The organism is Brevundimonas sp., from assembly GCF_035935935.1.
Classification (GTDB): domain Bacteria; phylum Pseudomonadota; class Alphaproteobacteria; order Caulobacterales; family Caulobacteraceae; genus Brevundimonas.
This window is the reverse complement of record NZ_DASYWO010000014.1, coordinates 1-14,175: the sequence shown is the minus strand read 5'-3', so window position 1 is coordinate 14,175 and position 14,175 is coordinate 1. Positions and strand designations below refer to the sequence as shown.

Sequence of the window (14,175 nt, the reverse complement as noted above, 5' to 3'; positions counted from 1 at the left end):
AAAGTTCTTTTTCAAAGACGCTGGCGACACGGCCCGCCGGGACGCTAGAACCCACGCATGACCGCCGACACCACGACCACGACGACGAAGTTCGGCAAGGGATTTCTGCGCGACGCCTGGTATTTCGTCGACCTCGGACGCGAGATCCGCCCTGGCACGCAGGCGCGCCGCATGATCCTGGGCGAACCCGTGCTGGTCGGTCGGACCCGGGCTGGTCAGGTCTTCGCCATGCGCGACGTCTGTCCCCACAGGGCGGCGCCCCTGTCGGCCGGGCGCGTCGTCGACCGCGCGGAAGACGGCGGCGAGACGATCGAGTGCCCGTACCACGGCTGGCGCTTCCGGCCCGACGGCGCCTGCGCTGCCATTCCTTCGCTGGTCGAGGGCGACGCCACCGATCCCTCGCGGATCCGGGTGCGCTCCTACCCCGTGCGCGAAAGCCAGGGGATCGTCTTCGTCTGGATGTCGTCCGATCCTCGCGGCGCGGGTGCGCCGGACCACGAACCGCCCCTCTTCCCCGGCGCCGACGGCGAGGCGAAGCTGGTGGAGGCCATGACGTTCGACAGCCACGTCGACCACGCCGTCGTCGGCCTGATGGACCCGGCCCACGGCCCCTACGTGCATCAGCAGTGGTGGTGGCGGTCCGAGCATTCCATGCACGAGAAAAAGAAAGCCTTCGCCCCCGTCGAGCACGGCTGGGCCATGGTCCGGCACGCGCCGTCGTCCAACAGCCGCGCCTACAAGATCCTGGGCGGGGCGCCGGCGACCGAGATCACCTTCCGCCTGCCGGGCTATCGCTGGGAGCACATCCAGGTCGGCGCGAAACAGGTCCTGGCCCTGACCTGCCTGACGCCGCTGGACGACGACCACACGCGGATCACCCAGATCTTCTGGTCCGACCACTGGGTGTTCGCGCTCGCCAGGCCCTTCCTGCGCATGGGCGTGCGCGCCTTCCTGAAGCAGGACGGCGGCATGGTGAACCTGCAGAACATGGGGCTGGCCTTCGACCCGACCCTGATCTGGATCGACGACGCCGACCGTCAGGCCAAGTGGTACCAGCAGCTCAAGCGCGAATGGCAGAAAAGCCGCGCCGAGGGGCGCGGCTTCTCCAATCCGATCGAACCGACCACGCTGCGCTGGCGCAGCTGAGCCGGCTCAGGCGGCGCTGAGCTGGGCCTGTTGCTGGCGGGCGCCGGCGAAGATCAGGTCGATCTGGCGCTCCAGCGTCGAGGACAGCGCCTTCAGGTCGTGCCCCTCATAGGCGGCGCGGCGGAAACCCGAGACGAATGCGGTCCAGATCATGCCGCCGATCAGGTCCAGATCGGCGTCGCGCGCGATCTCGCCCCGCGACGCGGCGCCGGACAGGATCTCGCCCATCAGGGCCGTCAGCGGCTTGACCGCCTCTCGCGCGCGGCGCTCGGCCTCGGCCGGGTGGAACCAGGCGCGGGCGACCACGGCCTGCACCAGCGGAAGGTGATCCAGCGTGGCGCGATAGCCGGCGGTCAAGGCGGCGCCCAGGCGCTTGCGGGCCGAACCTTCAGCCTCCGCGGCCGTCTTCATTTCGCCCGCGACGCGGTCGAGGTCCTCGGCCAGCACCGCCTCGAACAGCTCGGCCTTGTCCTGGAAGTTGGCGAAGACGGCGCCCGTCGACATGCCCGCGCCCTTGGCGATGTCGCGGATGGTGGCGGGATCATAGCCGCGCTGGGCGAACAGCTCGCGGGCGGAGGACAGGACCTTGCCGCGGGTCCGCACCTTGGCGGCCTGACGGCGGTTCATGACGGCGCCGGCGTCGGCGGAGGGGGATACGTCGCGCATGGAGGGGAGGGCTACTCGGAACTGGATGAAGCGAAACCTGACGAACGTGGTTTCCACACGGAAAGGCCTGACCGACGTGTCGACGGGCCGGGCGAGGCTCGGTCTGAACACGGAACGATGACCAAAATGCGCCCGTGAGGCGACTGCGCCGTAATGGTGTTACACAGGTTGAATCGCCCGCCCCGCAAGGAAAACCGGCGGTCGAAAATCAGGCTGAAGGACGCAACCGCCCGCGCAGCGCACGCGCCGGCCGCGTCCGCCCCGCCTCCGGGCGCGCCTCCTGGAACGCCTTGCGGAACACGTCACGCCGCTCATGAACCGAGGCCAGAACCAGACCCATCGGCACGCCGACGTCGACCAGGGTGTTCTCCGCCAATTGCAGGCTGGCTTCCGTCGTTTCCGGCACGGCGTCCGTGGCGCCCAGTCCATAAAGCCGCACGGCGTGCTTCTCGTCGCGGGCCCGCGCGATCAGGCAGAGCTCGGGATGGGCGGCGCGCACGCTGCGCACCACCTCGTCGACCTTGCCCGGCGCGTCCATGGTGACCACCACGGCGCGTGCCTGCTCCAGATCGCACTTCTCCAGAAACTCGCCCCGCGACGCGTCGCCCCAGCTGACGTCCACGCCCTGCGCACGCGCCGCCGCCACCACGGAAGGATCGCTGTCGACCGCCATGAAGCCCTGGTCGTGTTCGCTCAGCATGTCGCCGACCAGTCTTCCGACGCGGCCATAGCCCACGATCAGGACCTTTCCGTCGGCGACGGCCGGGATCGCGGCCTCGGGCGGCAGGTCCGGAGCCGCCGCGTCGACCCGGGCCACGAGCCGATCCGCCAGCATGGCCATGAACGGGATGGTGAAGATGCTGATCGTGGCCGCGAGCATGACCGTGCCGGTGAAGGCGGGCGAGGCGACGCCCTCGACCATGCCGGCGCCCAGGATCACGAAGGCGAACTCACCCGCCGGCCCCAGCACCAGCGCCGTCTCCAGCGCCGTGCGCGGCCGCACCCTCCAGGCCCGCGCCGAGGCATAGATCAGCGCCGCCTTCAGCGCCGTCAGCCCCAGCGCCAGCCCGAACACCATGGCCGGGTCCGCGGCCACCGCGTCCAGATCCAGCCCGATCCCCACGCCGACGAAGAAGACGCCCAGCAACAGGCCCTTGAACGGCTCGATCGAGACCTCGACCTCGCGCCGGAACTCCGTTTCGGCCAGCAGCAGGCCGGCGACCAGCGCGCCCAGGCTCATCGACAGACCCGCCGCCTGCGCCGCCAGCCCGGCCGCCACGACGACCAGCAGGCTGGCGGCCACGAACATCTCCTGCCCCTGCCCCCGCGCCCGCGCCTTGGCCACCGAGCGGAACATGGGCCGCAGCACCAGACGGCCGACGACGACGATCAGGGCCAGCCCGATCGCCGCAGGGATCAGCGTCAACAGCGCCGGGCCCAGAACCGAGGGATCGAATTCCCCCGCCGGAGTGGTCCCCTCCAGCGCGGTTGCGGCCATGACCGTCACGGTGATCAGGATCGGGGCCACGGCCAGATCCTGCGCCAGCAGGATGGAGAAGGTCGTGCGGCCCGCCGCGCCGCCCATGCGCCCGCGCTCGGCCATCACCGGCATGACCACCGCCGTCGACGACAGCGCCAGCCCCATGCCCAGCACGGCGGCCGACACGAAGGGCTGGCCCATCAGCATGAACAGACCGGCCAGACCGGCGGTGCACGCCGCCATCTGCGTCATCCCAAGCCCGAAGACGAGCCGCCGCATGGCGCGCAACCGCTCCCACGACAGTTCCAGCCCGATCATGAACAGCAGGAAGGCGACGCCCAGTTCCGACAGCGCCCGGATCTGCCCGGCGTCGGAGATGGTCAGCCAGCCCAGCCACGGCACGGTCTGGGCGAACCGTGCCAGTCCGTCGGGCCCCAGCAGGACGCCGGCGGCGAGAAAGCCGAGGATGGGGCTGATCTTCAGCCGGTTGAACAGGGGCACGACCACCCCGGCCGCGGCCAGAAAGACCACCAGATCCTTGTACTCGCCGCCGCCGTGTCCCGCCGCCATCGCCCCTCCGAAACCGTCCGCGGCATCATGACCGGCGCGGCCCCGCTTGGACAGGCGCGCTCACGGCTTCATGACAATAATTTAAGGTGGCGACGGCCGGGCCGGGCGTAGGGTCCGCGCCGAACCGTCCCCAGCGACGGCACGGAGAGAGATGCCCATGCGTAAATCCCTGCTTCTGTCGGTGGCCGCCTCGGCCGCCCTCCTCGCCGGAGCTCCGGCCGTGGCCCAGCAGCGCCACACGATCGACGACGGCCACGGCCACGAATGCGTGGACGAGGCGTGCACCATCTTCACCCTCTTCAATCCCGCTCTGTTCGAGGGCGGGTCGTGGGAAGGCGTCGAGGCGCCGAAGTACGGCACGTGGGGCTTCGCAGTCGACGGCCGCGACATGTCGGTGTCGCCCGGCGAGAACTTCTTCCAGCACGCCAACGGCACGGCGCTGAAGTCGCTGGAAATCCCGTCGGACCGCACCTCCTACGGCTCGTTCGCCCTGCTGCGCGAGCTGTCGGACAACCGTCTGCGCGCCCTGCTGGACGAGCTGCTGGCCAATCCGAACCTTGCGGCCGGCACCGACGAGCGGAAGATGGCCGATCTCTATCGGTCCTACATGGACGTGGACCGCATCGAGGCGCTGGACGCCCAGCCGATGCAGCCCTACCTCGCCGCCATTCGCGCGGCCGACGACCATGCGAAGATGGCGGCTTACATGGGCACGCTGCAGGGCGGCTTCGGCTCCGGCTTCTTCGGCGTCTCGATCGGCGACGACCAGAAGGACCCCAGCCGCTACACCACCTACGTCGGCCAGTCGGGCATCGGCCTGCCGAACCGCGACTACTATCTCGACGCCGCCCGCTTCGGCGAGAAGAAGGCGCTGTACGAGGCCTACGTCGCCGACATGCTGGGCATGATCGGCTGGGAGAACCCGCAGGAGGCCGCCGCCCGCATCGTGGCGCTGGAGACGCGGATCGCCGAGGCCCACTGGACGCCGGAGCAGAACCGCAACCGCGACATGACCTACAACCCCTTCACTCCGGCCGATCTGGCGACCTATGCGCCGGGCTTCGACTGGGGCGCGTGGCTGGGGCAGGCGGATCTGGGCGGCGTGACGACCGTCGTCGTGCGCCAGAACACGGCCATGCCGAAGATCGCGGCGATCTACGCCGACACGCCGATCGCCGACATCCAGGCGTGGCAGGCCTTCCACACCGTGGACGACATGGCGCCCTTCCTGTCGAAGCGCTTCTCGGACCGCCAGTGGCAGTTCCGCTCGCGCGATCTGGCCGGCCAGCCGGAGCAGCGCACCCGTGAGAAGCGCGCCGTCAGCTTCGCCGAGGGCACCATGGGCGAGGCCTTCGGCCGACTGTACGTCGACCGCTGGTTCCCCGCCGAGTCGAAGATGAAGATGGAAGAGCTGGTCGCGAACCTGCGTCTGGCGCTGGCCGACCGCATCCGCCAGCTGGACTGGATGGGCGACGCCACCAAGGAACAGGCCCTCTACAAGCTCGACAATTTCACCGTGAAGGTCGGCTATCCCACCAAATGGCGCGACTACTCGGCGCTTCAGGTCGACCCCGGTGATCTGGTCGGCAACGCCGAGCGCGCGGGCGAATTCCGCTGGAACTATCAGGTCGGCCGCATGAACGGCCCGGTCGATCGCGCCGAGTGGGGCATGACCCCGCAGACGGTCAACGCGTACTACAACTCGACCAAGAACGAGATCGTCTTCCCGGCCGCCATCCTGCAGCCGCCCTTCTTCGATCCGACCGCCGACCCGGCCGTGAACTACGGCGGCATCGGCGGGGTCATCGGCCATGAGATCGGCCACGGCTTCGACGATCAGGGGCGCAAGTCGGACGGCGACGGCGTGCTGCGCGACTGGTGGACGGCCGAGGACGCGTCCAACTTCACCGCCCGCACCGACGTTCTGGGCGCCCAGTACGCCTCCTATGCCCCGCTGGAAGGCCACAACATCAAGCCCGGTCTGACGATGGGCGAGAACATCGGCGATCTGGCCGGCATCACCCTGGGGCTCGAGGGCTACCGCCGCTCGCTGGGCGGACAGGCCTCTCCGGTGCTGGACGGCATCACTGGCGACCAGCGCGTCTTCTACGGCTGGGCGCAGGTCTGGCAGTCGAAGTACCGCGAGGACGCCATGAAGAACCTCGTCGCCACCGACCCGCACTCGCCGCCGGAATACCGCGTCATCGGCCCCGTGCGGAACCTGGACGCCTGGTACGAGGCGTTCGGCGTCAAGGAAGGCGACCGCTACTGGCTCGCCCCGTCCGACCGCGTCCGCCTCTGGTAGGACCGGCAAGAGAAAAAGCGGATCAGGGCCGTCCTTCGGGGCGGCCCTTTTTCGTGGCGCTGCGCTTCAGGCAAAGAAAAAGCCCGCTGCGGGGGATACACGCAGCGGGCCTTCTGCTCTTGAGAGCGGACGTTTCCTCCCCGAAACGCCTCCGATGGCTGCAGGTCGCCCCGCGCCGTCGAGGTGTTCATGAAACCGCCATGATCGGGGCAAGTCAATCAATCGACGGGGGAAATCGGGCGTTTCCCTGACTGATCGTCGATAACTCAGCCTGCGGTCGGCGGTTTTCTCGAAGCTTCTTCGACAATACAGCTCAGGACGGCGACCAGGTCGGCCCGAGGCACGGTGACCTGCCCCGGCCGTTCCGCCTTCCACGCGGCGTTGTCCGCCAGGCCCGCCGCGGCGACGCGGCCGGCGTCCAGATCCTTCACCGTGGCCGTGCCCTGCGCGATCTCGTCCCCTCCCAGGATGACCGCGGCCGGCGCGGCCCGGCGATCGGCGTACTTCATCTGCGTCTTCATGCCGGCGCGACCCAGATAGACCTCCGCGGCGAGACCGGCCCGGCGGATCTCGGCGGCGCAGGCCAGGCCGTGCGTCATGCCGTCGTCGTCGAACACGATCACCACCACCGGTCCGCGCGGCTCCGCCGGGGCGCGGCCCGCGGCCCGCAGGGCCGCCGCCAGCCGCGACACGCCGAACGAAAAGCCGGTCGCCGGCACGCGCTCGCCGGTGAAGCGCGCCACCAGATCGTCATAGCGCCCGCCGCCGCCGATCGAGCCGAACCGCACCGGGCGGCCTTTCTCGTCGGTCGTCTCCAGCAGCAGTTCCGCCTCGAACACCGCGGCGGTGTAGTATTCCAGCCCGCGCACCACCGCCGGATCGAAGGTCACCGCGCCCTCGGGCGCCCCCAGCGCCTTCACCGCGGCGCCGATTTTGGCCAGCGACTCCAGCGCCGCCTGACCCGCCGCGCCCAGCCCGCCCGCGGCGGCCAGACGGTCGATGCGGTCGGTCCAGCCCCCGGCCTGCTCGGCCTTCAGGAAACCTTCAATGCGGCCGATCACGCCCGCGCCCAGCTCGGCGCCCTTCGTATAGTCGCCCGACTCGTCCAGACGCCCGGCGCCCAGCAGGTCGCGGACGCCCTCCCAGCCCAGCCGATCGTACTTGTCGACGGCGCGCAGGGCCGTCAGCCGCTGCCCCGCGTCGGTCACCCCGCCCTCGTCGAACAGGCCGTCGAACAGACGCCTGTCCGAGACCCGCAACACCGCCTGCCCTTCGCCCAGTCCCGCGGCCGTCAGGCCCTCGCAGGCCATGGCCACGATCTCGGCGTCGCTTTCCGGGCGGTCGCTGCCGACGGTGTCCGCATCGCACTGCATGAACTCGCGGAACCGCCCCGGCCCCGGCTTCTCGTTGCGCCACACCGGCCCGAAGGCATAGCGGCGATAGGGCTTGGGCAGCGTCTGCCAGCTCTCGGCCGCGAACCGGGCCAGCGGCGCGGTGTGGTCGTAGCGCAGCGCCATCCACTGGTCGTCGTCGTCCTGCAGCGCGAACACCCCCGCGTTCGGGCGATCCGCGTCGGGCAGGAACTTGCCGAGCGCGTCGGCGTATTCGAACGCCGGCGTCTCCAGCGGCTCGAAGCCCCAGCGCTCGTACACCTCCGACACGCGCGCGATCAGGCCCCGCTCGACCATCAGGTCGCGGGCGCGGCGGTCGGCGAAGCCGCGCGGCGCGCGCGCTTCGGGGCGGGAGGACGAGGCGTCGGTCATGCGCGGCGCTTAAACCGGGCGCCGCCCAAGAGCAATCAGACTGCGCGCCGCAGCGGCAGCATCCGCCCATAGGTCAGGCAGCGCCAGAGCCATTCCAGCGGCCCCATTGAGAAGGCCTTCAGCCACAGCGGCGACCAGACGATCTGGGCGATCCAGATCGCGCCGACCACCATCCACATCTGGCTGGTCGAATGTTGACCGAACCACTGCGGCCCCCATGGCGCATAGTAGAGCGACATCATGATCAGCGTCTGGGACAGATAGTTGGTGAAGGCCATGCGGCCGACGGGCACGAAGATCGCCGTCGCCGCCTTCAGCGCCGACCTCGCCAGCAGGATCAGGAGCGACGCATAGAAAAGGGTGATCAGCGGCGCCGCGCCGCGCGCCGCGTCGGCCAGGCCGCCGGTCGGATCGACGCCCTCCCCCGCCATGGCCTTCTGCCAGCCCAGCACGGCCAGAACCGCCAGATTGGCGCCGCCCAGCACGATGAAGGTCAGATAGGCCCCGGTCGGCGCCTTGCCCGAGAAGAAGCCGGACTTGAACAGGCCCAGCCCCACCATCATCAGCGGCACGGTCACCGGCAGCATGAACGGGATGAAGAAGGGCGCCATGCCGATCCAGGTGGTGAAGTTCTGGACGAAGGACGCCCCGCCCCCCGCCAACCAGGCGTCGACCACGGCCTGAACCGCCTCCGGCGTCGCCGACGGCATGCTGCCCGCCATCTTGGCCGCGATCGCGGGCGGCAGGTTCGCCATGCCCCAGTATCCCAGCGTCGCCACGACGGCCCACAGGATCGTGACCGTCCCGCCGACCCACAGCAGCCGACGCGCGCTCCATGACCGGCACATCAGGAAGACGAAGCCGCTGACGGCGTACAGCAGCAGGATGTCGCCCCACCACAGCACCGCGCCGTGCAGCGCCCCGATCAGCAGCAGCCAGCCCAGGCGCCTGCGCAGCAGGGATCCCCGATCCAGATCGCTGCGTTCGCCCCCGACCAGAAAGATCGAGACCCCGAACAGCATCGTGAACAGGGTGCGCATCTTGTCGGCGAAGAAGGTCGTGATCACCCAGCGCCCGATCACGTCCGCCTGCGACGCGTCGGCAGGCGGCGGCTGCTGCGCCATCATCAACAGCGACGGCCAGGCGAACGCCACGGCGTTCACCGCCAGGATGCCCAGCACGGCCCAGCCGCGCAGCATGTCCAGATTGCGGATGCGGTCGGTTTCGGAGATCGGCGCGAGGCGCGCGGGCTCCAGCGTGGAATCTGTCATCACGGCCCCCCATGGTCGACGACGGCGCAGCCTCGCACCTTCACGCCCGCCCTCCGCATGAAATTCCCGTAATCCGGGCGCTCACGCCCGGGGATGGGCCGTCGCATAGGCCTCGAGCAGACGCGCCGCATCGACGGCCGTGTACTTTTGCGTCGTCGACAGGCCCGCGTGTCCCAGCAGGCTCTGGATCGAGCGAAGATCGGCGCCGGCGCCCAGCAGGTGGGTGGCGAAGCTGTGTCGCAGGGCGTGGGGCGTGGTCGAAGCGGGCAAGCCCAGCCGGCCCCTCAACCGCTGCACCGTCGCCTGCACGTGCCGCGGCGTCAGCGGCCCGCCGCGCTTCGCCCGGAACAGCGGATCGCGACCGGTCGCCGTGAACGGATTCACCGTCCGCCAGTCCTCGACCGCCTGCCGCACGGCCGGCAGCACGGGGACCAGCCGCGTCTTGCCCCCCTTGCCGGTCACCCGCAATGAATCCGCCAGCGGCGCGTCGGCCTCCGTCAGCGCCAGCGCCTCGGAAATCCGCAGGCCGCAGCCGTAGAGCAGCGTCAGCACCGCCCGGTCGCGCGCCGCCTCCCACGGCTGCAGATCCGCATCCGCTTCCGACTCGGCCAACAGGGCGAACGCCTGTGCTTCCGCCACCGGGCGCGGCAGGGTCGGCTTTGGCCGGGGCCCGCGCACCAGGGTCAGCTGCGGGCTGCGCACGTCGTGCCGCCGCTCAAGGTATTTGTGAAAGCCGCGGATCGCCGCCAGCGCCTGCGCCAGACTCCGCGCCGACAGGGGGCGGTCACCGCCGCGCCGCTCGGCCAGGTGCGCCCTCAGCTCGGCCGCCGCGACGTCCGCCAGATCGGCCAGCGCCTGCGGCCCGCCGCGATGCCGCTCCAGAAACGAGATCCACCGCCGCCCGGCATGGCCGTAGGCTTCCAGCGTGCGCGGCGACGCGCGCCGCTCATAGGCCAGCCAGTCCAGCCAGGCCCTGAGCGCGTCGTCGGCGGTCAAGATCTCAGTCAAGCGCCGGCCAGCGTTCGGCCATGCGCTCCGTCACGCGGGTCACGAAGGCGGCCAGTTCGCAACCCATGGCGGGATGGAAGCCGTCCGGATCGGGCGAGCCGAACGCCACCAGTCCCGGCCGCGGCGGGCGGCCCGGCGTGATCGCCGGGGCCATGCGGATCAGGGCGACCGAGGCCACGGCCTCGTCCGTCGCGCCGAACAGGTTCAGGCCGTCGAAGTTCGATCCCAGCCAGTGCAGCCCGTCCTGACCCACAAGGGCGTCGACGCGGCCCGGCTCCAGCGCCTTCCAGCCGAACGGCACGGCGCCCGGCTTCTCCAGCCCCATCGCCGCCCCGGCGAGGCCGAACCTCGCCTTGGCCGTCGCGTCCAGCCGCCGCGCCAGATCGGAATTCGACCGCGCCTCCATCAGGTCCAGCGTGGCCACATGCGTCTGGGTCTGCGCCGCGAAATTCGCCCGCGCCACCGTCTCGATGCGCTTTCGTGCGTCGGTCTCGCGCTCCACCTCGGCCTCGAGCCGCGTCAGCGCGGCGGGCGTGAAGTCGACGACGTTGGGACCGTGGGCGCGCAAGCCCAGCTCTTCCAGCAGGGCGCGATCGCCCGTCAGCAGCTCGCCGTGCCCCTGCAGCCACCCACGGACCTGCGGCCAGTGCAGGCCGGGCTCGTCGGCGAAGAGGTCGAGGGATTCAGCCGTCACGCGCCGTGCTCCCGCCAGGAGCCCTGCAAGCGGGCGCCGGCGTCGAATTCAGAGGATGGACTGACCGGTCTTGCCCCAGTCGGCCAGGAAGGCATCCAACCCCTTGTCGGTTAACGGGTGTTTGACCAGGGCCCGGAAGGTCTCCGGCGGCAGGGTCGCCGCGTCGGCGCCGGCCAGCGCCGCCGCCGACACGTGGCCGGGATTGCGCAGGCTGGCGGCCAGGATCTCGGTGTCGAAGCCGTGGATGTCGTAGAGCGTGCGGATCTCTTCCAGCAGGCCGATCCCGTCCGCGCCGTGATCTTCCAGCCGGCCCACGAACGGCGACACGAAGGTCGCGCCCGCCTTGGCCGCCAGCAGGGCCTGCGCGGCCGAGAAGCACAGCGTCACGTTGGTGCGCACGCCCTTGTCGGCGAAGGCGCGGGCGGCGCGCAGGCCGTCCGTCGTCAGCGGCAGCTTGACCACCACGTTCGGGGCGATGGCGGCCAGCTTGTCGCCCTCGCGCACCATGGTCTCGAAATCGGTGGCCACGGCCTCGGCCGAGATCGGCCCCTCGACCAGGGCGCAGATTTCGGCGATGACCTCGGCGATGTTCCGGCCCGACTTCGCGATCAGAGTGGGATTGGTGGTCACGCCGTCCACCATGCCGGTGGGGACCATGTCCCGGATGACGGCGACGTCGGCGGTGTCGAGGAAGAGTTTCATGGGCGGCTCAATAGCCGACCGGCCCCTCGCGTGAAAGTCGCCTCCGTCCTCGTCCCGCTGCCGGTGCCCGAAGCCTTCGACTATGAGGTCCCGGACGGGCTCGACCTGAACCGCGGCGATCAGGTGGCCGTGCCGCTGGGTCCGCGCCTGATGCGCGGTCTGGTGTCGGACACGCACGAAACGACCGGCTCGAACCGGAAGCTGAAGGCGGTCGAGGCGAAGCTGGACGACCCGGCCCTGCCCCCCGGCACGATGGAATTCGTGGAATGGGCGGCCCGCTGGACCCTGTCGCCGCCGGGCGAGATGGCGGCCATGGCGCTGAAGGGCCTGCGCGCGCCCGAGCCGAAGCCGACGGTGAAGCTGGCCCGCGATCCTGCCGTCGAGCCTCCGCGCGCCACCGCGGCCCGCGCCGCCGTTCTGGCCGCCGCCACCGTGCCGATGACCGCCGCCGATCTGGCCCGCGCGGCCGGGGTCTCCGCAGGCGTGGTCAAGGGACTGGTCGACGAGGGCGTCCTGGTCCGGGTCGAGGTCACGGCCCGGACGGACTTCCCGGCGCCCGACCCCGCGCACGCGCCGTCGGATCTCAACCCCGACCAGGCGGCGGCCGCGGATCAGATCGGCGACGCGGTCGCGGCGGGCGGCTTCCGGCCCTTCCTGCTCGACGGCGTCACCGGCTCGGGAAAGACGGAAGCCTATCTGGAGGCCGCCGCGCGGGCCCTGTCGATCGATCCGGCGGCGCAGGTCCTGATCCTCCTGCCGGAGATCGCCCTCACTCAGGCGTTGATCGAGCGGGTCGCGGCCCGGTTCGGCGCCGCGCCGGCCGAGTGGCATTCCGGCGTGTCCGGCCCGCGCCGACGCCAGGTGTGGCAGGGCGTGGTCTCCGGGCGCGTCCGCATCGTCGTGGGCGCCCGCTCGGCCCTGTTCCTGCCCTTCCCGAACCTGCGCCTGCTGGTGGTCGACGAGGAGCACGACGGCTCGTTCAAGCAGGAGGACGGTCTCGTCTATCACGGTCGCGACCTGGCCGTGGCGCGCGCCATGATCGAGGGCGGGACCGTCGTCCTGGCCTCCGCCACCCCCTCGCTGGAGACGCTGGCGAACGCCCGGGCGGGCCGCTACGGCTGGCTGCGGCTGAAGGCGCGCCACGGCGCCGCCGTCCTGCCGACGCTGGAGCTGCTGGACCTCCGCGCCGACCCGCCGGAGCGCGACCGGTGGCTGTCGCCGAAACTGGTCGCCGAAATGGCCGACGTCTTCGCCCGCGGCGAGCAGACCCTGCTGTTCCTGAACCGACGCGGCTACGCCCCCGTCGTCCTCTGCCGCGCCTGCGGCCACCGCCTGACGGCCCCCGACACCGACAGCTGGCTGGTCGAGCATCGCTACACCGGCCGTCTCGTCTGCCACCTGACGGGCTTCTCCATGCCCAAGCCCGCCCGCTGTCCGGAATGCGGCGCGGCCGACAGCCTGACGCCCGTGGGTCCGGGGGTGGAGCGGGTGGAAGAGGAGGTCCGCTCCCTGTTTCCGCAGGCGCGCACCGCGGTCTTCAGCTCCGACACCGCGCCCGACGCCGGCGCCGCGCGCGGCCTGATCCGTCGCATGCAGGACGGCGAGATCGACGTTCTCGTCGCCACGCAGGCCGCCGCCAAGGGCCACAACTTCCCCCGCCTGACCCTCGTGGGCGTGGTCGACGCCGATCTGGGTCTGCGCGGCGGCGACCTGCGCGCGGCGGAGCGCACGTTCCAGCTGTTGATGCAGGCCACCGGCCGGGCCGGACGCGCCGATCGGCCGGGCCGCGCCCTGCTGCAGACCTGGACCCCCGAGCATCCGGTGCTTCAGGCCCTGGCCGCGGGCGACCGCGACGCCTTCGTCGAGGCCGAGCTGGCCGAGCGCGAGGCCGCCGGACTGCCGCCCTTCGGCAGACTGGCGGCCCTGATCCTTTCGGGCGAGAAGGCCGACGCCGTGGACAAGGCCGCGGGTCTTCTGGCCGGATCGATCCCCAACGCCGGGCGGCTGGAGGTCTACGGCCCCGCCGACGCGCCGCTGGCGCTGATCCGTGGCCGCCGTCGCAAGCGCCTGCTGGTCCGCGCCGACCGCGACGTGGATCTTCAGGGTTTCCTCCGCGCCTGGCTGACCCGGGTGAAGCTGCCCTCCAGCGTCCGCCTGACCGTCGACGTGGATCCGTACAGCTTCCTGTAGGGCGCCGCGGCCTCCGTGGTCCCGCCTCGAGCGGAGGGATTGCGTCGGCCGACCCAGCTCAGTTGCGAAGACCCACGCCGAATTCCCCCGCCTTCCCAACGCCCGCCCGGAATCTTCACCCTATCCGTCATGACCGGTCCGGCCTCATGCCAACCTTCGCGTGGTTCCGTCGCGGGGGAAGGGCGCAAGGCCTTGCGAGCTTGTCGCGGCGGGAGCGGTTCGAGCGGGGGTCGACGCCGGGGGCTCACATGTCCACGGCCGGCCGGCGTCGGCGTGAACCTGCAAGGTCGTGGCCATCGGAGGTGGGCGGCGGCGCGGGGGCCGGGGGCAATGAGACGCCTCCGGATCAGGCCGGCGATCATGGCGCGTCACGGGAAGGC

The 14,175-nt window shown here is 71.0% G+C and carries 10 protein-coding genes; 3 read left to right on the top strand and 7 right to left on the bottom strand.

The window, feature by feature from the left end; translation table 11 throughout:
- Nucleotides 1-57: 57 nt before the first annotated feature.
- On the top strand, nt 58-1,146 hold the full coding sequence (locus VGR32_RS13195; protein WP_327451390.1) for an aromatic ring-hydroxylating dioxygenase subunit alpha: 1,089 nt from the start codon (nt 58-60) through the stop codon (nt 1,144-1,146).
- A gap of 6 nt (nt 1,147-1,152) precedes the next feature.
- On the opposite strand, the gene VGR32_RS13190 is transcribed toward VGR32_RS13195, so the two are convergent.
- Together VGR32_RS13190 and VGR32_RS13185 are read right to left on the bottom strand one after the other, a co-directional pair.
- The gene (locus VGR32_RS13190; RefSeq protein ID WP_327451388.1) at nt 1,153-1,812 is read right to left on the bottom strand and encodes a TetR/AcrR family transcriptional regulator; all 660 of its coding nucleotides are present in this window, start codon (nt 1,810-1,812) and stop codon (nt 1,153-1,155) included.
- A gap of 208 nt (nt 1,813-2,020) precedes the next feature.
- Nucleotides 2,021-3,862 carry a cation:proton antiporter gene (locus VGR32_RS13185; protein ID WP_327451386.1) on the bottom strand — a complete coding sequence of 614 codons (1,842 nt, stop codon included), beginning with the start codon at nt 3,860-3,862 and terminating at the stop codon, nt 2,021-2,023.
- A gap of 157 nt (nt 3,863-4,019) precedes the next feature.
- Between VGR32_RS13185 and VGR32_RS13180 the strand changes: the two genes are divergently transcribed.
- A complete protein-coding gene (locus VGR32_RS13180) occupies nt 4,020-6,167 on the top strand; it encodes a M13 family metallopeptidase (RefSeq protein ID WP_327451384.1) in 2,148 nt (715 codons plus the stop codon).
- Nucleotides 6,168-6,433: 266 nt separating this feature from the next.
- Here the strand turns inward: VGR32_RS13180 and hisS are convergent, their stop codons facing one another.
- The 5 genes from hisS to fsa form a co-directional block, all read right to left on the bottom strand.
- Nucleotides 6,434-7,930 (bottom strand): histidine--tRNA ligase, encoded by a 1,497-nt coding sequence (hisS, locus tag VGR32_RS13175; protein ID WP_327451382.1) that lies wholly within the window; start codon nt 7,928-7,930, stop codon nt 6,434-6,436.
- Nucleotides 7,931-7,965: 35 nt separating this feature from the next.
- Nucleotides 7,966-9,201 (bottom strand): DUF418 domain-containing protein, encoded by a 1,236-nt coding sequence (locus VGR32_RS13170; RefSeq protein WP_327451477.1) that lies wholly within the window; start codon nt 9,199-9,201, stop codon nt 7,966-7,968.
- Nucleotides 9,202-9,282: 81 nt separating this feature from the next.
- Entirely contained in the window at nt 9,283-10,197 is a 915-nt protein-coding gene (locus tag VGR32_RS13165) for a tyrosine recombinase XerC (protein WP_414642920.1), read from the bottom strand.
- A 4-nt stretch (nt 10,198-10,201) separates the two neighbouring features.
- Nucleotides 10,202-10,903, bottom strand: coding sequence for a DUF484 family protein (locus tag VGR32_RS13160; protein ID WP_327451378.1), 702 nt, complete (start codon nt 10,901-10,903; stop codon nt 10,202-10,204).
- A 48-nt stretch (nt 10,904-10,951) separates the two neighbouring features.
- Entirely contained in the window at nt 10,952-11,605 is a 654-nt protein-coding gene (gene fsa / locus VGR32_RS13155) for a fructose-6-phosphate aldolase (protein ID WP_327451376.1), read from the bottom strand.
- Nucleotides 11,606-11,635: 30 nt separating this feature from the next.
- Between fsa and VGR32_RS13150 the strand changes: the two genes are divergently transcribed.
- A complete protein-coding gene (locus tag VGR32_RS13150; RefSeq protein WP_327451374.1) occupies nt 11,636-13,795 on the top strand; it encodes a primosomal protein N' in 2,160 nt (719 codons plus the stop codon).
- Nucleotides 13,796-14,175: the final 380 nt, after the last annotated feature.

Bases quoted from the DNA above. Each gene is read 5' to 3' on its own strand.
- hisS (WP_327451382.1), bottom strand. From the start codon at position 7,930: ATGACCGACGCCTCGTCCTCCCGCCCCGAAGCGCGCGCGCCGCGCGGC.
- VGR32_RS13180 (WP_327451384.1), top strand. From the start codon at position 4,020: ATGCGTAAATCCCTGCTTCTGTCGGTGGCCGCCTCGGCCGCCCTCCTC.
- VGR32_RS13170 (WP_327451477.1), bottom strand. From the start codon at position 9,201: ATGACAGATTCCACGCTGGAGCCCGCGCGCCTCGCGCCGATCTCCGAA.
- VGR32_RS13190 (WP_327451388.1), bottom strand. From the start codon at position 1,812: ATGCGCGACGTATCCCCCTCCGCCGACGCCGGCGCCGTCATGAACCGC.
- fsa (WP_327451376.1), bottom strand. From the start codon at position 11,605: ATGAAACTCTTCCTCGACACCGCCGACGTCGCCGTCATCCGGGACATG.
- VGR32_RS13185 (WP_327451386.1), bottom strand. From the start codon at position 3,862: ATGGCGGCGGGACACGGCGGCGGCGAGTACAAGGATCTGGTGGTCTTT.
- VGR32_RS13195 (WP_327451390.1), top strand. From the start codon at position 58: ATGACCGCCGACACCACGACCACGACGACGAAGTTCGGCAAGGGATTT.